This window comes from Enterococcus sp. DIV0802b, assembly GCF_050543535.1.
In the GTDB taxonomy this organism is placed as follows: domain Bacteria; phylum Bacillota; class Bacilli; order Lactobacillales; family Enterococcaceae; genus Enterococcus_D; species Enterococcus_D entomosocium.
In genome coordinates, this window is the sequence record NZ_CP172941.1 from 3,270,001 (window position 1) to 3,291,240 (window position 21,240).

General features: G+C 45.0%; 14 protein-coding genes, 1 tRNA gene and 2 rRNA genes (1 of these 17 only partly in view). 2 read left to right on the top strand and 15 right to left on the bottom strand.

The window, feature by feature from the left end; all coding sequences use genetic code 11:
- The 15 genes from IGJ12_RS15340 to pth form a co-directional block, all read right to left on the bottom strand.
- Positions 1–667 (bottom strand): 23S ribosomal RNA (locus IGJ12_RS15340); it reaches 2,248 nt to the left of the window's first position.
- Positions 668–846: 179 nt separating this feature from the next.
- A tRNA-Ala gene (locus tag IGJ12_RS15345) sits at positions 847–919 on the bottom strand.
- Between the two features lie 76 nt (positions 920–995).
- Positions 996–2,555 (bottom strand): 16S ribosomal RNA (locus tag IGJ12_RS15350).
- The 16S and 23S rRNA genes sit together here with 1 tRNA gene alongside, the layout of an rRNA operon.
- Positions 2,556–3,217: 662 nt before the next feature.
- Positions 3,218–4,711: a lysine--tRNA ligase gene (gene lysS, locus IGJ12_RS15355; RefSeq protein ID WP_005230758.1), complete on the bottom strand. Its 1,494-nt coding sequence runs from the start codon at positions 4,709–4,711 to the stop codon at positions 3,218–3,220.
- Between the two features lie 96 nt (positions 4,712–4,807).
- Positions 4,808–5,821: a tRNA dihydrouridine synthase DusB gene (gene dusB / locus IGJ12_RS15360; RefSeq protein WP_005233357.1), complete on the bottom strand. Its 1,014-nt coding sequence runs from the start codon at positions 5,819–5,821 to the stop codon at positions 4,808–4,810.
- Positions 5,822–6,703 carry an Hsp33 family molecular chaperone HslO gene (hslO, locus tag IGJ12_RS15365; RefSeq protein ID WP_315044477.1) on the bottom strand — a complete coding sequence of 294 codons (882 nt, stop codon included), beginning with the start codon at positions 6,701–6,703 and terminating at the stop codon, positions 5,822–5,824.
- 142 nt (positions 6,704–6,845) lie between these two features.
- Positions 6,846–8,954, bottom strand: a complete 2,109-nt coding sequence (gene ftsH / locus IGJ12_RS15370; RefSeq protein WP_005233354.1) for an ATP-dependent zinc metalloprotease FtsH — start codon at positions 8,952–8,954, stop codon at positions 6,846–6,848.
- 73 nt (positions 8,955–9,027) lie between these two features.
- Positions 9,028–9,573, bottom strand: a complete 546-nt coding sequence (gene hpt / locus IGJ12_RS15375) for a hypoxanthine phosphoribosyltransferase (protein ID WP_005230750.1) — start codon at positions 9,571–9,573, stop codon at positions 9,028–9,030.
- Between the two features lie 19 nt (positions 9,574–9,592).
- The gene (gene tilS, locus IGJ12_RS15380; protein ID WP_008380147.1) at positions 9,593–10,993 is read right to left on the bottom strand and encodes a tRNA lysidine(34) synthetase TilS; all 1,401 of its coding nucleotides are present in this window, start codon (positions 10,991–10,993) and stop codon (positions 9,593–9,595) included.
- 100 nt (positions 10,994–11,093) lie between these two features.
- Positions 11,094–11,537, bottom strand: a complete 444-nt coding sequence (locus IGJ12_RS15385) for a S1 domain-containing RNA-binding protein (RefSeq protein ID WP_005233352.1) — start codon at positions 11,535–11,537, stop codon at positions 11,094–11,096.
- A 74-nt stretch (positions 11,538–11,611) separates the two neighbouring features.
- Positions 11,612–12,058 carry an FtsB family cell division protein gene (locus IGJ12_RS15390; RefSeq protein WP_430619168.1) on the bottom strand — a complete coding sequence of 149 codons (447 nt, stop codon included), beginning with the start codon at positions 12,056–12,058 and terminating at the stop codon, positions 11,612–11,614.
- Positions 12,059–12,141: 83 nt separating this feature from the next.
- Complete coding sequence (locus IGJ12_RS15395) at positions 12,142–12,408, bottom strand: RNA-binding S4 domain-containing protein (RefSeq protein ID WP_005230745.1); 267 nt, start codon at positions 12,406–12,408, stop codon at positions 12,142–12,144.
- Positions 12,395–14,026 (bottom strand): putative polysaccharide biosynthesis protein, encoded by a 1,632-nt coding sequence (locus tag IGJ12_RS15400; RefSeq protein ID WP_008380151.1) that lies wholly within the window; start codon positions 14,024–14,026, stop codon positions 12,395–12,397. Before IGJ12_RS15400 ends, IGJ12_RS15395 begins: the two co-directional genes overlap by 14 nt.
- A 15-nt stretch (positions 14,027–14,041) precedes the next feature.
- Positions 14,042–17,560 carry a transcription-repair coupling factor gene (gene mfd, locus IGJ12_RS15405; RefSeq protein ID WP_218193086.1) on the bottom strand — a complete coding sequence of 1,173 codons (3,519 nt, stop codon included), beginning with the start codon at positions 17,558–17,560 and terminating at the stop codon, positions 14,042–14,044.
- Positions 17,561–17,571: 11 nt separating this feature from the next.
- Positions 17,572–18,132, bottom strand: coding sequence for an aminoacyl-tRNA hydrolase (gene pth / locus IGJ12_RS15410; protein WP_008380153.1), 561 nt, complete (start codon positions 18,130–18,132; stop codon positions 17,572–17,574).
- A 355-nt stretch (positions 18,133–18,487) separates the two neighbouring features.
- On the opposite strand from pth, the gene IGJ12_RS15415 reads away from it, so the two are divergent.
- On the top strand, positions 18,488–19,471 hold the full coding sequence (locus IGJ12_RS15415; protein ID WP_005230720.1) for an L-lactate dehydrogenase: 984 nt from the start codon (positions 18,488–18,490) through the stop codon (positions 19,469–19,471).
- Between the two features lie 269 nt (positions 19,472–19,740).
- Positions 19,741–21,138: a L,D-transpeptidase family protein gene (locus tag IGJ12_RS15420; protein WP_101699440.1), complete on the top strand. Its 1,398-nt coding sequence runs from the start codon at positions 19,741–19,743 to the stop codon at positions 21,136–21,138.
- The last annotated feature ends 102 nt before the right edge of the window (positions 21,139–21,240 follow it).

A 21,240-nucleotide genomic window follows, 5' to 3' on the forward strand; every position in this document is an offset into this window, starting at 1 on the left:
GCTGCGGCTCCGTCTCTTCAACTTAACCTCGCATGCTATCGTAACTCGCCGGTTCATTCTACAAAAGGCACGCTATCACCCATTAACGGGCTCTAACTTGTTGTAGGCACACGGTTTCAGGATCTATTTCACTCCCCTTCCGGGGTGCTTTTCACCTTTCCCTCACGGTACTGGTTCACTATCGGTCACTAGGGAGTATTTAGCCTTGGGAGATGGTCCTCCCGGATTCCGACGGAATTCCTCGTGTTCCGCCGTACTCAGGATCCTCCTAGGTGTTATCCAAATTTCGCCTACGGGGTTTTTACCCTCTTTGACATACTTTTCCAAGTATTTCGACTATCTGAATAGACTACCATATCGGAGTCCTACAACCCCAACAAGCAAGCTTGTTGGTTTGGGCTTTTCCCGTTTCGCTCGCCGCTACTCAGGGAATCGAATTTTCTTTCTCTTCCTGCAGGTACTTAGATGTTTCAGTTCTCTGCGTCTACCTCGACTGCGCTATGTATTCACGCAGACGTAACATCCTATAAAAGATGCTGGGTTTCCCCATTCGGAAATCTCTGGATCATAGCTTACTTACAGCTCCCCAAAGCATATCGGTGTTAGTCCCGTCCTTCATCGGCTCCTAGTGCCAAGGCATCCACCGTGCGCCCTTATTCACTTAACCTTTGACCTTACGGTCGGTTTTGAGTACTTCTTCTAGCGATAGAAGGTTGCTCAAGAAAATAAGCGTTGAACTTATTAAAAAACTCTTTTAACATTTCAACTCGGTGTGTGTTACTTGTTTTGATTTTTTCTTCGATATCCAGTTTTCAATGAACAAAGCTTAACGACCATTGTCGTTAATGGAGCCTAGCGGGATCGAACCGCTGACCTCCTGCGTGCAAAGCAGGCGCTCTCCCAGCTGAGCTAAGGCCCCGGGTATTTACTTGAGAGTAGACCTCTCAAAACTGAACAAAGACAAACGATGTGTAGTCTTCCGAAATATTCCTTAGAAAGGAGGTGATCCAGCCGCACCTTCCGATACGGCTACCTTGTTACGACTTCACCCCAATCATCTATCCCACCTTAGGCGGCTGGCTCCAAAAAGGTTACCTCACCGACTTCGGGTGTTACAAACTCTCGTGGTGTGACGGGCGGTGTGTACAAGGCCCGGGAACGTATTCACCGCGGCGTGCTGATCCGCGATTACTAGCGATTCCGGCTTCATGTAGGCGAGTTGCAGCCTACAATCCGAACTGAGAGAAGCTTTAAGAGATTAGCTTAGCCTCGCGACTTCGCAACTCGTTGTACTTCCCATTGTAGCACGTGTGTAGCCCAGGTCATAAGGGGCATGATGATTTGACGTCATCCCCACCTTCCTCCGGTTTGTCACCGGCAGTCTCGCTAGAGTGCCCAACTAAATGATGGCAACTAACAATAAGGGTTGCGCTCGTTGCGGGACTTAACCCAACATCTCACGACACGAGCTGACGACAACCATGCACCACCTGTCACTTTGCCCCCGAAGGGGAAGCTCTATCTCTAGAGTGGTCAAAGGATGTCAAGACCTGGTAAGGTTCTTCGCGTTGCTTCGAATTAAACCACATGCTCCACCGCTTGTGCGGGCCCCCGTCAATTCCTTTGAGTTTCAACCTTGCGGTCGTACTCCCCAGGCGGAGTGCTTAATGCGTTTGCTGCAGCACTGAAGGGCGGAAACCCTCCAACACTTAGCACTCATCGTTTACGGCGTGGACTACCAGGGTATCTAATCCTGTTCGCTCCCCACGCTTTCGAGCCTCAGCGTCAGTTACAGACCAGAGAGCCGCCTTCGCCACTGGTGTTCCTCCATATATCTACGCATTTCACCGCTACACATGGAATTCCACTCTCCTCTTCTGCACTCAAGTCTCCCAGTTTCCAATGACCCTCCCCGGTTGAGCCGGGGGCTTTCACATCAGACTTAAGAAACCGCCTGCGCTCGCTTTACGCCCAATAAATCCGGACAACGCTTGCCACCTACGTATTACCGCGGCTGCTGGCACGTAGTTAGCCGTGGCTTTCTGGTTAGATACCGTCAAGGGATGAACGTTCTACTCTCATCCTTGTTCTTCTCTAACAACAGAGTTTTACGATCCGAAAACCTTCTTCACTCACGCGGCGTTGCTCGGTCAGACTTTCGTCCATTGCCGAAGATTCCCTACTGCTGCCTCCCGTAGGAGTCTGGGCCGTGTCTCAGTCCCAGTGTGGCCGATCACCCTCTCAGGTCGGCTATGCATCGTTGCCTTGGTGAGCCGTTACCTCACCAACTAGCTAATGCACCGCGGGTCCATCCATCAGTGACGCAAAAGCGCCTTTCAACTTTCTTCCATGCGGAAAATAGTGTTATACGGTATTAGCACCTGTTTCCAAGTGTTATCCCCTTCTGATGGGCAGGTTACCCACGTGTTACTCACCCGTTCGCCACTCTTTTTCTTTCGGTGGAGCAAGCTCCGGTGAAAGAAAAAGCGTTCGACTTGCATGTATTAGGCACGCCGCCAGCGTTCGTCCTGAGCCAGGATCAAACTCTCATAATGATTTGTTTGAATGACCATACGGTCATTAAGCTCATAAAAATTAACTTTGCTAGCTATTGCTTGCATGTATTTGTTTCAATAAATTGAAACGTCCTACACATTGGTTCGTTTGCTTGCTTTGTTCAGTTTTCAAAGGTCTACCGTGCTGTGTTAGCAACTTTTATATCATATCAGAGCGACAATTGATTGTCAACTCTTTTTTAAAAGTTTTTTTCGCTCGTTGTTTTTCAACTTCGCAGCGGCTGTCTCAGCGACTTCATTAGAATAACAAATGATTTGTTATTTGTCAACAACTTTTTTTAATTAATTTTGTTGATGTATCAACATCGATTAACTATTTTAAAATTGCGACTTCGTTATAATATCATCTGTCGAGCTGTGCGTCAACCACTTTTTTCAATTCTTTTTACGAATTCATTTCAGTCATTTGGCACATGTAATAATATACCAACTAAATCCCTTGCGGTCAATCATTTTCTATGGCTTTTTTTAATTTTTACAAACCCGTCTAATCACATTGAATCCAGCTTTTATCGTTCGCATTTAATCCGTTTTCTAGCAATTACCCTGGCTTTTCCCCCTCTAATTCCTCACTGTTTTTCTCCCTGATCCAGCAGACAAGAAAAAAAGCCGCCCATCTCTTGCGAGTGGACGGAGCTTTTTTATCTCATTGTCGGGAATAATAAAACGTCACGAATCGATTGTGCATCGGTCAACAGCATCACTAAGCGGTCGATCCCGATCCCTAATCCACCAGTTGGCGGCATACCGTATTCAAGTGCTTCTAAGAAATCTTCATCCACCCCATGGGCTTCATCATTTCCTGCTTCGCGCTCTTTTTCTTGTCCTTCAAAACGTTCTCTTTGATCGATTGGGTCATTCAATTCCGTGAAGGCATTCGCAAATTCACGACCAACGATAAATAATTCAAAGCGATCCGTAAAGCGTTCATCTTCTGGATTCTTTTTCGCTAATGGCGAAACTTCCACTGGATGACCAAAGACAAAGGTTGGCTGCTGTAACGTTTCTTCAACAAATGTCTCAAAGAATTCATTGATGATATGGCCAACAGTCATGGCATCAGTGATTTCAACATGATGTTCTTTCGCTAAACTACGCGCTTCTTCAACGGACATTGGTTGCCAGAAATCAACACCTGTTTGATTTTTGATTGCATCGACCATATGGATTCGTGCAAAGTCGCTAGCTAAATCGACTTCTTGTCCATCGTATTGGATCGTTGCTGTATGCAAGACTTTTTCAGCAGCATTACGGATAATGCCTTCTGTCAAATCCATCACATCTTTGAAATCTGTATAAGCTGTATACGCTTCTAGCATCGTAAACTCGGGATTATGGGTCGTATCGATTCCTTCATTTCGGAAAACGCGGCCGATCTCATAGACTTTTTCCATGCCACCCACGATCAATCGTTTCAAGTGAAGCTCAAGTGCGATTCGTAAATACAGATCCATGTCTAAGGCATTGTGGTGTGTAATGAAGGGACGAGCCGCTGCACCACCTGCTTGATTATGCAATACTGGCGTTTCGACTTCGATATATCCATGTCCGTCAAGGTAACGACGAATTTCGCTAATGATTTGGCTTCGTTTCATGAAACGATCAAAGCTCTCTTTATTACTGATCAAATCCAAGTAACGTTGACGGTAGCGTTGTTCTACGTTCGTCAAGCCATGGTATTTGTCTGGCAATGGACGCAATGCTTTGGATAAGATCACGATTTCTTTGGCTTTGATGGTCACTTCGCCAGTATCGGTCTTCATGATTTCACCAGATACACCAAAGAAATCACCTAGATCTGCATGCTTGAATACTTCGTAAGGTTCGTCCCCCACTTGGTCTTTACGTACATATATTTGAATACGGCCTTCGCGGTCTTGTAAATGCGCAAAACCAGCCTTCCCTTTTCCACGTTTTGTAACGATTCTTCCTGCAATGCTTGCTGAAAGATTCATTTCGGCTAATTCTTCTTTGGTTCTTTGATCAAATAACTCATGTAACTCGGCAGAATTATGGGTGCGTTCGAATCGCTTGCCAAAAGGATCAATGCCTTCTTCCCGTAGTTTTTCCATCTTTTCACGGCGAACCAACATTTGATCATTCAATTCTTCTTGTGTTTGTCGTTCCTCTGTCACGAGTTTTCCTCCATTCTTAACTTGGGTTTCCTTCTTATAATGCCAATGATGACGCAAAAAATCAAGCCGAACTTTCGAATCGACTTGATTTGTTTCTTATTCCTTAAAAGTTGCTACCGGCTGTTTTTCGGTCTTCTCTACAAATGCATCCAATAAATCAAAAATCGTTTGCTTATCTTCTGCTTGATTGATAGCTGCCTTCACTTTGGCTGCCCGTGAAATACCTTTTAAGTAGTACGCAGCATGTTGGCGGAATTCTCGCGAAGCGATTTTTTCCCCTTTTAGATCAGCCAACCGTTCTAAATGAAGTTTCGCTGTCGAAATTTTTTCTCGTGGTGTTGGTTCCGGCAATAACTCGCCTGTCTCCAAGTATTGCTTGGTGCGGTGGATCATCCACGGATTGCCTAAGGCTGCCCGTCCGATCATCACTGCATCAGCGCCGACTTCTTCCAACATTCGTTTCGCATCTTCAGGGGTTCTGACATCGCCGTTGCCCATAAAGGGAATGGTGATACTTTGCTTCACTTGTTTCAAAACGTCCCAATCAGCCGATCCTTCATACATCTGTACACGGGTTCTGCCATGCATACCGATTGCTGCGGCACCCGCTGCTTCCGCGGCTTGGGCATTCTCAACCGCAAAGACGTGTTGCTCATCCCAACCGATCCGCATTTTGACGGTAACGGGCTTGTCGATCGCACTGGAAACAGCATGGACCATTTCATAAACCTTGTCGGGATCTAAAAGCCACTTCGCACCAGCTTCTGCTTTGATGATTTTGTTTACAGGACACCCCATATTGATATCAATGATATCGGCAGTTGTGTTCTCTGCGACAAATTGCGCTGCTTCTACTAAGGATGCTTTATTCCCACCAAAAATCTGAATACTAAGAGGATGCTCGGTCTCGTCAATAAACAGCATCTCAAGGGTCTTCTTGTTACGCAGTTGAATCCCTCGATCACTGATCATCTCACAGACGACTAAACCCGCGCCAAATTCTTTGACTGTCACACGAAACGCAGAATTGGTGATCCCTGCCATCGGCGCAACGACGACGCGGTTAGGAATCTCAACCGAGCCGATCTGCCATGTCTGTCTATCTTTCACTTACGCTTCCGCCTCTTTCTTCAACGCCGCCAATTCCGTTTCATCAAAATGATACTTGTTGCCACAAAAAGAGCAGACTGCCTCTGCCCCATGATCTTCATCGATCATTGCTTGGATCTCCTCAGCCCCTAAGGTGATGATCGCTGTCGCAAATTTTTCTTTCGTACAATCACAGTGGAACTGGATGGGCATTTTTTCTAGTACTTCGATCGTCGTGTCTGGTAACAATGTCGCTAAGACCTCTTCTGGTGATTGGCCTTCATCGATCAAGGTTGACACTCGAGGCAATTCTCCCAAACGTTTTTCGATGGCATCAATGATCTCTTCACTGGCACCAGGCATGATCTGTAGCATAAATCCACCGGCTGCCCGAATCGAATCATCAGTTTCTACTAATACACTCAGACCAACAGCAGAAGGAATCTGTTCTGACACTGCTAAATAATAAGTAAAGTCTTCCCCAAGTTCCCCAGAGACGATCGGTGTTTGTCCAGAGAAAGGTTCTTTTAGCCCTAAGTCTTTGATTACGGTAAAAATCCCTTGGTCTCCCACTGCGCCCCGAACATCCAATTTTCCTTGAGGATTCAATGGCAGACTGATCTGTGGATTTTTTATGTATCCTTTTACGTCCCCACGGCCATTGCTGTCTACGACGATTGCCCCAGCAGGACCATTTCCTTGAATTTTGACGGTCAATTTGTCTTCCCCTTTTAAGGTACTGCCTAATAACAAACTTCCCACCATCGCTCGCCCTAAAGCAGCAGATGCAGTATTCCATGTTTCATGGCGTCGTTGTGCTTCGGCGATCGTCTCTGTTGCCGATACGGCGTATGCTCGGACGAAGCCGTCATATGCGAGTGCTTTTACTAAATAATCCTTCATCTTGATTCTCCTTTTTATTCATTAATGAATCATACTAGGAAGCGCCGCTTTTTTCAACTGAATGTGTTTGAATTTAAGAAAAGTCTTCTTAAATAGAAACAAAAAGGCGCCGAGTTTCCTCGGCGCCTTGATACGTCTTGTTTTAGGCGTTATCATCTTTGTTTTCTTGATCAGTCGGTTGGCTTTCGCTATTGCGGCGAACGTCTTCCAATTGTTGATCAAAATCGTTTGATGATGCATCTTCGCTGTGTTTTTCTGCAGCTTGCTTCTCTGCATCTTTTTCTTCCAGCGCACGTTTCGCTTCTTCAAACGTTTGGGCTTTTTCACTAGGATACTCAGAGCTTTCAGTCCCTGCAGGCATTTTGCCTTCTTCAAACAAGGATTTGATTGCTTTAGCATCCAATGTTTCATGTTCAAGTAGTTTTTCAGCGATCAATTTGTGTTGGGCACGATGTTCTTCAATGATTTCATGGGCTTTTTGATGGGCATCCATTAAAATCTTGCGAACTTCTTGATCAATTTCAAAGGCAACTTGTTCAGAGTATGCTTTTGTTTGACCGTAATCGCGACCGACAAAGACTTGATGGTTTCCTTCATATTGAACTGGACCTAATTTATCGCTCATTCCATATTCTGTCACCATGCTTCTTGCAAGAGCAGTTGCTTGTTCAAAGTCATTGGAAGCCCCCGTTGATTGCACACCGAAGATGATTTCTTCAGCCGTACGTCCACCTAGCAAGCCAACGATTTGTTCAAACATATCTTCTTTAGTCATCAAGAATTGATCTTCTTTCGGCAAGGCGATCATGTACCCACCAGCACGCCCCCGAGGAATGATGGTTACTTTGTGTACCACACGGGCACGACTCAAGACTAAACCAACAATGGTATGTCCTGCTTCATGGTAAGCAACCATTTCACGTTCGCGTTTGTTGATGACCCGGTCTTTCTTCGCAGGACCAGCGATCACGCGGTCTTCTGCTTCATCGATATCTGAAGCATCGATTTTTTTCTTGTTACGACGAGCAGCAACTAAGGCGGCTTCGTTCAAGACGTTTTCCAGATCCGCACCGGCAAAGCCCGGTGTTTGTTGGGCAACGACTTTCAAATCAACATCATCTGATAAAGGTTTGTTCCGAGCATGAACACGGAGGATTGCTTCACGGCCTTTCACGTCTGGACGACCAACTAAAATCTGACGGTCAAAACGACCTGGACGCAGCAACGCTGGATCTAGAACATCCGAACGGTTCGTTGCGGCAATGACGATCACGCCTTCATTCCCATCAAAACCATCCATCTCAACCAATAATTGGTTCAATGTTTGTTCCCGCTCATCATGTCCGCCACCCATACCGGCACCACGTTGGCGACCGACGGCATCGATTTCATCGATAAAGATGATGGCTGGTGCATTTTTCTTCGCTGTTTCAAATAAGTCACGTACCCGGCTTGCACCGACACCGACAAACATTTCAACGAAATCTGAACCAGAGATCGAGTAAAACGGTACGCCAGCTTCACCGGCAACGGCTTTGGCTAGCAACGTTTTCCCGGTTCCCGGAGGTCCCTCAAGTAAGACACCTGCTGGGATACGGGCACCTAATTCAACGAAGCGTCGAGGATCTTTCAAGAATTCCACGACTTCGACAAGTTCTTGTTTTTCTTCTTCTGCACCGGCTACGTCTGAAAAACGTACGCGGTTGGCTTTTTTGTCCGCTTCTTTGGCTTTTGATTTGCCAAAGTTCATCACACGGCCGCCACCGCCACCGCCGCCGCCTTGTTGGCTCATCATCATATAGAAGAAGAAAATGATGATCACAAGTGGTAAGAAGCTAACCAAAAGCGATAACCAAATACCACTGTTGGATTCTTCTTCGATGGTAGTTTTGACCCCTTGTGCTGAGGCCAGACTGGTGACTTCGCTCAGCGTAGAATCATTTGGTAAAATGATCGTTGAAAAGCGGGTCGAACTCGCCTGTGTATTGCCTAAAACAGACAAGCTGTTGTCATTGCTGACAGTTTGTTCTTCATTGTATTCACCCACGATTCGATAAACACCGTTAGCGGGTTGGACAGTAAATTGTTTGACCTTCCCGTCTTTCAGTTGTTCTGTAAACGTGGAGTACTCGATCGTTGGGGTCTGCTGATTGCCATTTCCAAAAATGAAATAAACGACCATGACCATCGCCAACAAGACAAGTACATAATATAAGGTATTTTTTACCATACCGTTATTTTTCTTATTCATGCGTACCTCCCTGGCTATTTTGTTTTATCAATCCTGACCATTTAATTGTATCACAATTGATTTAGAACAGTCACTAATTTGACTGATAAACACTAGGTTTTAAGACGCCAACGTAAGGTAAGTTTCGATATTGCTCTGCATAGTCCAGTCCATATCCAACAACAAACTCATTTGGCACATCGAAGCCGACGTAATCAGCATCGATCTCAACAACACGGCCTTCCGGCTTATCTAATAACGTCACGATTTTCACTGATTTCGCTTTACGGTATTTGAATAGATCTACCAGATAAGCCAACGTGCGACCGCTGTCAATGATGTCTTCAACGATCAAAAGATCGCGGCCCTCAACATTTGTATCTAAATCTTTAATGATTTTTACTTCTCCAGATGAAATCATGGCATTGCCATAACTTGAGACATCCATGAAGTCTAACTCCAAGTAACAATCCATCTCACGAACGATGTCTGCCATGAAAGGAACGGCACCTTTCAGTACACCTACGACTAGAGGATTTTTATCCGCATAAGCCGCCGTTAATTCTTGACCAAGTTCCACACAACGATTTTTGATTTCGTCACGGGAAATCAAAATTTTCTCAATATCTTTATCTAGCATAAAGTTCTCCTTCCAACTCTTACTTCTGATATTTATAAAGAAGTATGTAGTGTATTTTATCAGTTTCTGGCGTAATACTCAAATAGGAAAATGCATGAGGTAGTAAGGCAATCACCTGTTTATCAAGGTTTGTGACGACCCAACTTTTTTCTCGCTCTTCATTAGGAATTTTTGAATCGATAAAAAAACGACTGATCTTTTTGGTCAGGCCACGTGCCAAGCGGATTCGGTCTCCTGGCTGACGCTTACGTACGATCAGCTCAGAGGAATAGTTTAGCGGTAAATCTTGGGAAAACTCTGACCAATTTGTGATTTTTTTGGGAATATGCTGTTCATTTATCGGAAAATACCCAATCCATTCCTTTTCAGAAAGATAGATCCCTTCTCCTAAAACCAGACGCTGACTGACTTCTGTCAACGGCGCTGCAGGCTTTTGGGGAACAGCAATGGGTTCCAACAGTAATTGGTCATAGCTGCGCCGCAGCTGCCACTGTTTGTGCAACGCCAATTGCCATTGCCCTTTCTTTTCGTCTAGCAAACGCAATAGCTGTGGCAGCTGTTTTTGATTGAGTGGATGCTTTGTAAAAGCTTCTGCTTGTTGCAAAAACCCCGCATAGAAAAAATAGCGCTGCGCCGGCGAAAACGTCGGCAGCTGTTGCAGATCGATCACTAAGCGAGTAGCTTGCTGTTGAACGAACGCAGACAACCATTGCTGCTGCTCTTGCTGGATCAACTGATTGGCGAACTGCATTTCTACAGAAAGCTGTTGAAAATGCGGCAACAGTTGCGGATTTTCCGCTTTTAATGCCGGCACTACTTGCTGGCGTAGTCGGTTTCGCAAATACAGCGGTTCGTGATTGCTTTCGTCTTCAAAGTAGGGAATCTGCTGTACTTGCGCATAGTCGTAAATCGCTGTCTTACTGACACTAAGCAACGGCCGCAACAGGATTCCAGCGTGAAAAGGCTGCTGCTGCTGCATCCCGCCAGCCGATTGCAAGCGGCCTTCTCGCATCATCTTCATCAGCATCGTTTCTACTTGGTCATCACTGTGGTGAGCAGTCAGCAAAACATCATAGCCTTCTCGGGACATGACATCGGCAAAAAACGTATAGCGAAAGTCCCGAGCGCTAGCTTCTATGCCAGTTTCTGGCGGATTTTCCCAGCACCGCTCATAAAAAGGAATGCCGCGTTCTTGGCAGTACTGCCGTAAAAAAGCAGCTTCCTCAGCAGATGCAGGACGCAATTGATGGTTTACATGTGCCACACCAAAGACCTGCTCTTTTTGCATTTCGGGAAACAGCTGACAAAAGACCTGCAGCAAGACCATGGAGTCGACTCCCGTCGATACCGCCAGCAAAAAGCGGCGTTTTTTTTCAGGATCGATGGCAGTGAGTTGCCCTCGAACGGTTTGAATGACCATCATTTGCCCTCCTTCTCATTTGGTAGACCCACAAGAAAGAAAGCTGAAACAAAACGAACCAACAGTTTTGTTTCAGCTTTTTCCAACTTGCTATTCATGTTTAGTTACGGCGTCCGCCGCGGCCACCGCGTTTTCCTTCTGTATTTCGACGTAATGATGAAAGACGATCATCACTATCTTTTAGAAAAGAACTCATCAATGAATCGAAGTCTTGTTTATTTACATTCGTAGTTTGATTGCGTGAAAAAGATTTTTTCGGATTTGGTCGATTGAATTCTTTTTTCGGGTATTCACGTTTTTCTTCCGGCTTATCTTCTGCTTTGCGGATCGATAGTCCAATTTTTCCATCGTTGCCGATTGCCGTAACAAGTACTGTCACTTCATCCCCAACAGACAACACGTCGTGAATGTCTTTGACGAATCCGTTTGATACTTCACTGATATGCACCAAACCAGTTTTCCCTTCACCAAGATCAATGAACGCACCAAAATTTGTAATACCAGACACTTTGCCCTTTAGTTTCGCTCCAACTTCGATTGACATATAAAAAATGTTCCTCCTAATTTTTACCCATTTAAAATAATTCAAACTACTGCGCTGAGTAGGTATGACATTGCTTAATCTTGTGACTCTGTGGCTGATGATTCTTGTTCGCTTTGCGCAGAACGCTCATTAGTGTTTTGAGAATCCGTTCCATCTGGCAAGACAGGATAAATTTTTTCGCCATCTTTTGAGTAGAAGAATCGGCTGCGGGCCAATTTTGCCACATACTCATCGTCTTGCAATAAGGCAACATCTCGCTCCAATGAAGCCACTTTTTGTTCAGCTTCTTTTTGTTCGGCGACTGTTTCCGCCTTGTATTCCTTTAGTTTTTGCAGGCGCATTTGGTCGTTAAACATCTGAATCCCCACGACTGCAAATATCGCTAATGCCGCCACGAAAAACGCCACCAGCCGACGTCGGCGAAACACGACTTGCCGCCGCTCTTTTTCAAACTTGGCAAATTGCTCTTTCGCATAATCGGTCTGCAATAGTTCTATTTTTTTATTTGATTCTTTTGCCACCTGAACTCGCTCCCGTCGCTGTCTTTGTTTTTTACATTATACCAACATCCGCAAAGCTTGTCTAACTGAAAATGCCGTAAAAATCAAGCATTTTCTGAGATTCTTTCCTCTGAAACAATCTCATACATTTTTGCAGCGTCTTCTTTTTTCGTCGATTCATGCAATTCATTGACTTTTACTTCCAAGACCTTATTCCCGAACTGAATACGCATAGTATCGCCTACTTTGACGTCACTGCTTGACTTGGCTAATTTGCCGTTGATCTGAATGCGTCCCTTGTCTGCCACTTCTTTGGCCACAGAGCGACGCTTGATGATGCGGGAGATTTTAAGAAATTTATCTAATCTCATGTTTTTCACCTCTTCTTAATAGTTTCTTTCCAAATGGAACTAACAGCCATTCGCGAATCGTTAACAATTTGATTTTGATCGCTGCCCCGATAAAGGCTGCGCCTCCCAAACCGACACCGCCTAGGCAAAAAATCAGCGCCTGTAGTCGATGGGTCAAAGGACCGTTCAATAAGATCGCAACGAAGCTATAATATAAGAATAGCACGCTTGCCATGATCCCTAAACAAAGAAATAATTTTTTTCCATAATTTCCTTCATACCAAAAGCGATTGATGCTACTTTGTGCTCGACGCTGTTCGGAAACCACAAAACAGCATAAGGTCGCGCCTAACCCCAACAGCGTACTGATACTTGCTCCTGCAGTCCCATAAGAAGCGGTCAGCGGCCACATCGATAGACATTTGACTAAAAGACCAATTCCCGCAGCGAGCAAGCCGAAGGTATAGGTATTGCGACTTTGTTGAATGCTTTGATAGGCTTGGATCGTCGCCATCAGAGCGATGGAAAAGACAAACAATACCAGCGCCGCATTGCCAGATCCGTCTTTAAATAAAGCAAAGTTGATATAAGGCAGCAAAATCGCTAACCCTACCGCAGAAGCCGAAGCAATCCCGATCGTTAGGCGCAAATACATTTTTGCCGACTTTTCAAACAGCTGCTGATTTTTTACCGTCAAATACTTGGTCAACGTTGGCAAAAACGTCGAGCTTAACGCCATCGCCACCACAAGACCTAGTTGGACGAGGGGTTGTCCGCGATCATAGATCCCTTTCGAAATCCGGGCTGCTTGTGCCGTCAATCCCCCCGCTTCTAGCGCATTGGTCAATAAAAACGAATCCGCTAACTGGAACAAGATCAAATAGCCGCTATAAATCGTCAACAGACCGCCTTCTAAGAAGAACCGTTTTTTCAACGAGGCGGATAAACCAGCGGTATTTTCTCCTGTACGGGTGACTGGTTTATGCCATAGCGATAGGCGTTTGCCGTTGATTTGTCGGCTATAATAACTTAAAATCCACCACGCCGCAAGGCCCCCGACTAAGGCACCCATCATGGCGACAGTCCCCGTTTGATAAATCGTCCAGCCCAATTGCTGGAAAGCTGCCGCAGCACCTAAAATCACACCAACTCTAAGCAGCTGCTCTACAACTTGAGACACTGCGGTTGGCACCATTTGTAGATTTCCTTGAAACATTCCTCGATAAAAGGTCAAGGGTGGGACAAACAAAAAGGTAAAGGAAACGACTCGAATCAAGCCTGCCAGTTGATGGTCCCCCATCACTTGCGCGATTGGACCGGCAAATAAAAAGGTCACAGCCCATAAGCCAATCGCCGACCAAAGCACATAAGACGTCAACGCTTGCAGCCGCTCCTTGCTTTTCAAAGGATCAGGTTCTTCAGCAACAATGCGGGAGATAAACTGCGGCAAACCTGACAACGCCAAAGTCATTGCCAATCCATAAATCGGATAGACCTGTTGATACACATAAAACCCTTCGTCGCCTACCAGGTTCTGAAAAGGGACCCGATAAACGGCACTTAAGATTTTTGCGATAAAGGAAGCGATCGTTAAAATAAACGCCCCTTCCATCGTACGCTTCAATTGTGATTTCGGCATCCCTCTGGTTCCTTTCTAGCCTTGGCTGGCGTATTTTTGTTCCCGTAACGCTTTGACAAAATCTTGGATTTCTAATAGCCAGGTGCTTTCTTTCATCACTGGCGGAATCTGTAATTTGATGGTCATTTGCTCATGATCGACACCCATCGTGGCTTTTAATTTAGTGGCTTTCAATGCTTCAAACAGCTGCTCCACCGAATAATTTTTCGTGCCGACTTTACTCAAAGTAAACGACACGGTTTGTTGCTGCTTGCGGATAGTTTCTAACAAGGCACGATCGCCGTTCATTTTGATCTCGCCCACCGTTAAGAGGTGCGCCACTTCTACAGGGTATTCTCCGAAACGGTCTAATAAATCATCTTGAAGTTCATCAACTGCTTCTTGTGATTCCAGCTCACGAATTCGTTTATAGATCTCGATTTTTTGCCGTTCGTCTTCAATATACGAAGTCGGTAAGTAGGCATCGATCCCCAGATCGATCTCAACGGTCGTTTTTTCTGTTTGGGTATTTTTCCCTTGTTTACGAGTGACTGCTTCCGACAGCATTTGTGAGTACATGTCAAACCCGACTGCATCGATAAAGCCGTGCTGTTGCGCCCCCAATAGATTTCCTGCCCCACGAATCGAAAGATCTCGCATCGCGATTTTGAATCCTGAACCTAACTCCGTAAAGTCCTTAATGGCTTGCAGACGTTTTTCACTGACTTCGTTCAACACTTTTTGCTGTTCATACATGAAATACGCATAAGCGACTCGATTGCTCCGACCGACACGGCCACGCAACTGATACAACGTCGAAAGCCCCATGTAATCGGCATTTTCCACAAACAACGTATTGGCATTGGGAATATCCACACCGGTTTCAATGATCGTCGTCGTCACCAACACATCGTATTGCCCTTCAATAAAGTCAAACAGGGTATTTTCCAATTGGATCTCGGTCATTTGCCCGTGGGCATAAGCGATTCGTGCATCTGGCACTAACGCCTGCAGTTCTTCGACTTTTCGCTCGATCGTATCGACACGATTATAAAGATAAAACACTTGGCCCCCGCGTGCCATCTCCCGTTGGATCGCTTCTCGCACCGCTCCTGGATTCATCTCCATCACATAGGTTTGGATCGGGTAACGATTTTCCGGTGGTGTTTCGATCACAGATAGGTCCCGCACGCCCAGCATCGACATATGCAATGTTCTTGGGATCGGCGTTGCCGTCAACGTCAACACATCGACTTGCGAACGCAGTTGTTTCAAGCGCTCTTTGTGTTTGACCCCAAAACGTTGTTCTTCATCGATCACCAACAAGCCCAAATCAGCAAACTCGACATCTTTTGACAATAATCGGTGGGTCCCCACCAAAATATCGACTTGCCCTTTGCGCACTTGCTCGATTGTTTCATTCTGCTGTTTTTTCGTCCGAAAACGACTCAGCACCCCAACATTGACGGGGAATCCTTCAAAACGATCGACCATCGTTTCATAGTGCTGCTGCGCCAAGATCGTTGTCGGCACTAAGAAAGCCACTTGTTTGCTTTCTTTGATCGCTTTAAAAGCAGCCCGCAGCGCCACTTCTGTTTTCCCAAAACCGACATCTCCAACTAACAAACGGTCCATCGGCTTTTCTTTTTCCATATCCCGCTTAATCTCTGCCGTACTGCGCAGCTGATCATCGGTTTCCGAATAAGGAAAGGCATCTTCAAATTCTTTTTGATAGGCATCGTCTGGTTGAAAGGCATAGCCTTTTTCTGATTCGCGTTTGGCATACAATAAAATCAAATCATCTGCGATGTCTTCAATTTTAGCCGTCACTTTGCGCTTGGTCTTCGCCCACTCACTGCCGCCTAATTTATTGATTTTTGGTGTTTTCGATTCGGAAGCCACATATTTTTGAATCAAATTCAATTGGGTGACTGGAATAAAGAGCTTGTCTTCGTTTTGGTACAAGATCGTCATGTAATCTTGATGGACGCCATCGACTTCTAAGGTTTCCATGCCGATGTACTTCCCGATCCCATGATTCGCATGGACGACATAATCGCCGGCTTTTAACTCATTGTAGCTTTTGAGCCGTTCCGCATTGGTGACATTTTGCCGGCGGGCTCTTTTTTTGTTCATCTTTTGGAAAATTTCTTTTTCTGTAACCACCACTAGCTTGTCTTGCGGCATTTCAAAGCCGCTTTGCAAACGTTCCACCACGATTTGGGTGCGTCCCGTAAACAGGCGGTCTTGTTGCGTCTGCACGGCATAGATATCATGATCTCGCAGATCTTGCTCTAACTTCTTGGCCCGTTCTTGGTCACTGACCAGAAAAATCACCGTTTGCTGTTGCTTCTCCCAGCGATCGATCTCAACTTTCAAGAGACCCATTTGGCTGAAAAACTGCTGCATCGGCCGGTATTGGAATTGATGGATCGCTTGGAAGCGAATGTTCCCCATTCCTTTTTGGAATAAAGAAAAGAAGCTGGTCACAAAGGTTTCTTTTTGCAGCAGTTGATGGACATCGATCCCGAATTGCTGTTCAGAAAAGACCCGCAGCTCCGCTAATTTTTGGGTATGCCACTCCGCTTCTTCCCGTTCGATCTCACGATTGGTCTCCATGATCCGAGCATAATCATCGATCATCAAAAAGGCGTCTTCAGAAAAATAATCTAAGACACTCGTTTGCTGACGATAAAGCAAATCCGTGTAATAACGGGCACTTTCACCGGGAATCCCCGCTTGCCATTGGGAGGCCAATTGGCCGAAATAGTCTTCTAAAAACGCGCGATCAGTTACTTCTTTGGCGACCGCCAACCGTTTGTTCAATAATTCTTGTAGCTGCTTTTGCCCCGCCGCTAAATCTTCCGCTGAGAAAACCAATTCGGTAGTCGGTAAAATAGCCACTTGCTGCAGCGTTTCCACTGAGCGTTGCGTTTCCACGTTGAAAGAACGCATCGAGTCGATTTCTACATCGAATAACTCGATCCGTACGGGGTATTCGGCATTTAATGGATAAATATCGAGGATGCTCCCACGAATACTGAATTCGCCGGGTTTGCCAATCATTGACTGCCGTTCGTAACCCATCAAGATCAATTGTTGCGGCAAACGCTCTAAATCGATCTCATCGCCGATTTGCCATTGGAATTGGTTGGCTAACCAGGTTTTCTTCTCAGGTAAATACTTTCGCAAAGCCGCTACCGGCAACACATAGATCCCGGTTTTCCCTTGAGAAACAGCATTCAGCGCTGCCACTCGTTCTTCTCGTGCTTCTGGTGAAGAAAAAGCCATTTCGGCTGACAACACTTCGTCCACTGGGAAAACATAGACATCATCCGTCACGTTGCGCAGATCTTCGGCTAGTTGATTCGTATAATACAGATTTGGTGTCACCACGATCACTTGTTTTTGAAATGCCTGATACACACCGGTGATCGCCAATGTTTTTGCCGATCCAGCTAGACCGGTCAATAATTGCCGGGGGGCCTGTTCACGTAAACCTGCATGCCAAGCCGCCACTGTCGGCACTTTATTTATTAATTCAATTAAATCCATCTCGGCCCTCCTTAGTTAAATCGATTCATTGTGGCAAGAAAGTCGCCGTTGGTCAAGTAATCACTACTTGCCTCGACTGCCTTATCAATACTTTGTAAAACGATGGGCAGATCGTCTTTTGCAAAAGGACTCAGTACATGATTGACCACGGTTTGTCCTGGACGTGGCCGATCGATCCCGATTTTGATGCGGTCAAAGACTGTCGAGTCCAAATGCGCGATCAAACTCTTGATTCCATTGTGTCCCCCCGCACTGCCTTTTTGGCGCAAGCGGATTTTCCCTAATGCTAAATCAAGGTCATCATAGACCACTACTAATTCTTCTTGATAGATGCCAAAATAGGTCATCAACGGACCTACCGAACGACCGGATTCATTCATGAAGGTTTGCGGTTTGACCAAAAGGATTTTTTCACCCTTCAAGAAAAACTCTGCCACTTCTGCTTCAAAAGCCGACTTTTTAAAGGTTGCTTGGTACTTTTGTGCCAAGGCATCCACTACCATAAAGCCAACATTGTGTTTGGTTTTCTCATATTTTTTGCCGGGATTTCCCAAGCCTACAATCATTTTCATTTTTCGATTACGCTCCATTATTTCTAGTTTCAAGCTGATTCTTCATCTATTTTATCGGTTTTCTTATCCAAACACAAAATACTGGGCACACAAATGCGCCCAGTTCTTTTGCTGAAATAATTATAACACGAAATGGACTGTTATGGTGGCGTCCTCTTGCTCAGTTTTTATCTTTCTTAACGAATCTTAATAAAACGTTGATATATCCTCTTTTTGACGTAATAACAAAGAAAGCATTTACAACTGAAACAGCGATATTTTGTGTAATATTGTTGTGCAAATCACATGACAAATATACTTGAAAATGGTAGGATGATAGCGAGTAAAACAATTATGCGGAAGGAATGATACACAGATGACTGCAAAAACGAACAAAAAAGATCACCAAAAGGTAATTCTTGTTGGAGACGGTGCGGTTGGTTCTAGTTACGCGTTTGCGCTGGTGACCCAAAACATTGCGCAAGAAGTCGGAATCATTGATATAAATACAGCAAAAACAGAAGGCGACGCAATTGATTTGTCCCATGCCTTGGCCTTTACTTCCCCTAAAAAAATCTATGCCGCTTCTTATGAAGATGCACATGATGCTGATTTAGTCGTTATTACAGCTGGTGCGCCTCAAAAACCAGGTGAAACCCGCTTAGATTTGGTTCATAAAAACTTGAAAATCAACCGGGAAGTAGTTACCCAAATCGTTGATTCAGGGTTCAACGGAATCTTCTTAGTAGCAGCGAACCCAGTCGATATTTTGACTTACTCGACTTGGAAATTCTCAGGCTTCCCGAAAGAACGCGTCATCGGTTCAGGTACTTCTTTAGACTCTGCACGTTTCCGTCAAGCTTTGGCTGAATTAGTCGATGTTGATGCCCGTAACGTCCATGCCTATATCTTAGGCGAACACGGGGATTCAGAATTCCCTGTTTGGTCTCATGCCAACGTAGCCGGCTTGCAAATCTATGAATGGGTCAAAAATAACCCAGACATCGATGAAGAAGCAATGGTCAACATTTTCTTCAGTGTTCGTGATGCAGCCTACACCATCATCGAGAAAAAAGGTGCGACCTTCTACGGGATCGCGGTAGCCTTAGCACGGATCACTCGTGCGATCTTAGACGATGAAAATGCTGTTTTACCATTGTCTGTGTACATGAACGGCGAATACGGCTTAAACGACTTGTACATCGGTGCGCCTGCAGTTATCAACGCCCAAGGGATCCAAAAAGTGATTGAGATCCCATTGACGGATGGTGAAAAAGACCGGATGGCCGCTTCTGCAAAACAATTAAAAGATATTCTTGATGAAGCTTTTGCGAAACTAGATGCAGAAGACAATCAATAATTTCTTTCACTTCGTTTAGCTAGTCAACTATGCCACTGAACGAACCTTACAGCTCACTCTTTTTCAGAACAATTTGATCAAGATGATTTGCTGCGGTTCGTTCAGTTTTTTTATGCAAAGAAATGCTTTTCTACAGCTTAGCTAAAGATAGTTTAAGAATTTTCTATTTTTCATGGAAGTTTCATTTGCCATATTCGCTTTCTTGGGGGAATATGGTATGATTTAAGCGTTATTATCTATTATGCCATTAGAAAAAAAGGAGTAGTTGAATGACTCGTTCAAACAAACATACTGACGCCAAGAACAATACCAAGAAAATTGTTCTGATCGTTGTGGCTGCTATATTAGTAGTGATCGCTGGCGGCTATACCTACCGAAGTACATATTATGCAAACCGTTTTTTACCAAAGACTGAAATCGATGGGATCGACATCAGCAACAAAACTGTTGCCGAGGCCAATGCCCTGCTGCATGACCGCTATTCGCAAGAAGATTTCACCATCAAAGAAGGCGATAGCGAATGGAAGACAATCAACCTTGCTCAATTTGGGTTACAAACGGATTTCACCGATGAGCTGCAATCGTTAAAAGATGAACAGAACCAGTGGAGTTGGGGAATGGCTTATGTTTCCGCTGCAGAAGAAAAAACACTGGACAATCTCTCGGTGGATCAAGATACGCTAAACAGCGAAACGGATACGATTCAAAAGGAACTAGAAACTTTAAATGAGGATCGTACCAAGTCAGCCGATGCAACATTGGAAAAAGGCGAAGACGGCTTTTCTATCAAACCAGAAGTTGACGGCGATGCCATTGATGTGGACAAAGCAGTAGCGGACTTACAAGAAGCCATCGTCAGTGGCGAAAAGGAATTAAATCTCGTCGATTACGTCACAAAACCAAGTGTGACCGCTGATGATCCTGATCTAACCAAAGAAATGGATTCGTTGAATAAAATCGCCAAAGTAACCGGCAATTATACGATCAACGGAAACACGTTTCAAATTCCAAGAGAATCGATCATGGATTGGCTCTCTTACAAAGATGGCAACACCACGATCGACGAAGACAAAGTAAGAAGTTATGTCGCTTCGATCGGAGAGCAATACAACACCAGCACCAATTCTTCGACCTTCAAGAGTACCAAACAAGGTGAAGTAACGGTTCCAGCCGGCACCCTCAGCTGGACGATCCAAACCGATGCGGAAACAGAAGCATTGATTGAGGCGTTAAAAGCCGGCGAAGACTTCACGCGCACACCGATCGCTCAAGGAAGCACCGATGCTGGCAGCCCGTTATTTGGCAACACGTATATCGAAGTTGATTTGAAAAACCAACACATGTGGTATTACAAAGATGGCGAGCTGGTGCTAGATACGAAAATTATTTCTGGAAAACCAGCCACACCAACGCCAACTGGTGTCTTCTATGTCTGGAACAAAGAAGAAGATGCAACCTTGACCGGTGAAGATTATGCGTCCCCTGTTGATTACTGGATGCCGATCGATTGGACCGGTGTCGGAATCCATGATTCTGATTGGCAAACGGAATACGGTGGTGATCTTTGGAAAACCCGCGGCTCTCACGGCTGTATCAATACTCCGCCAGGCGTGATGAAAGAATTGTACAGCAAAGCCGAAGTCGGGACACCCGTGATCGTGATTTAATGGAAAAAAGAGTCAAACCTTTTTATAGATGAACCAAAAGCTGCAAAAGAAAATTCTTTTGCGGCTTTTTTGTTGTTTCCCAAATGTTCCTGTTTACAAAGC

Bases quoted from the DNA above. Each gene is read 5' to 3' on its own strand.
- tilS (WP_008380147.1), bottom strand. From the start codon at position 10,993: ATGGTCATTCAAACCGTTCGAGGGCAACTCACTGCCATCGATCCTGAA.
- ftsH (WP_005233354.1), bottom strand. From the start codon at position 8,954: ATGAATAAGAAAAATAACGGTATGGTAAAAAATACCTTATATTATGTA.
- IGJ12_RS15415 (WP_005230720.1), top strand. From the start codon at position 18,488: ATGACTGCAAAAACGAACAAAAAAGATCACCAAAAGGTAATTCTTGTT.
- hpt (WP_005230750.1), bottom strand. From the start codon at position 9,573: ATGCTAGATAAAGATATTGAGAAAATTTTGATTTCCCGTGACGAAATC.
- mfd (WP_218193086.1), bottom strand. From the start codon at position 17,560: ATGGATTTAATTGAATTAATAAATAAAGTGCCGACAGTGGCGGCTTGG.
- IGJ12_RS15400 (WP_008380151.1), bottom strand. From the start codon at position 14,026: ATGCCGAAATCACAATTGAAGCGTACGATGGAAGGGGCGTTTATTTTA.
- hslO (WP_315044477.1), bottom strand. From the start codon at position 6,703: ATGAAGGATTATTTAGTAAAAGCACTCGCATATGACGGCTTCGTCCGA.
- pth (WP_008380153.1), bottom strand. From the start codon at position 18,132: ATGAAAATGATTGTAGGCTTGGGAAATCCCGGCAAAAAATATGAGAAA.
- IGJ12_RS15395 (WP_005230745.1), bottom strand. From the start codon at position 12,408: ATGAGATTAGATAAATTTCTTAAAATCTCCCGCATCATCAAGCGTCGC.
- IGJ12_RS15420 (WP_101699440.1), top strand. From the start codon at position 19,741: ATGACTCGTTCAAACAAACATACTGACGCCAAGAACAATACCAAGAAA.
- IGJ12_RS15385 (WP_005233352.1), bottom strand. From the start codon at position 11,537: ATGTCAATCGAAGTTGGAGCGAAACTAAAGGGCAAAGTGTCTGGTATT.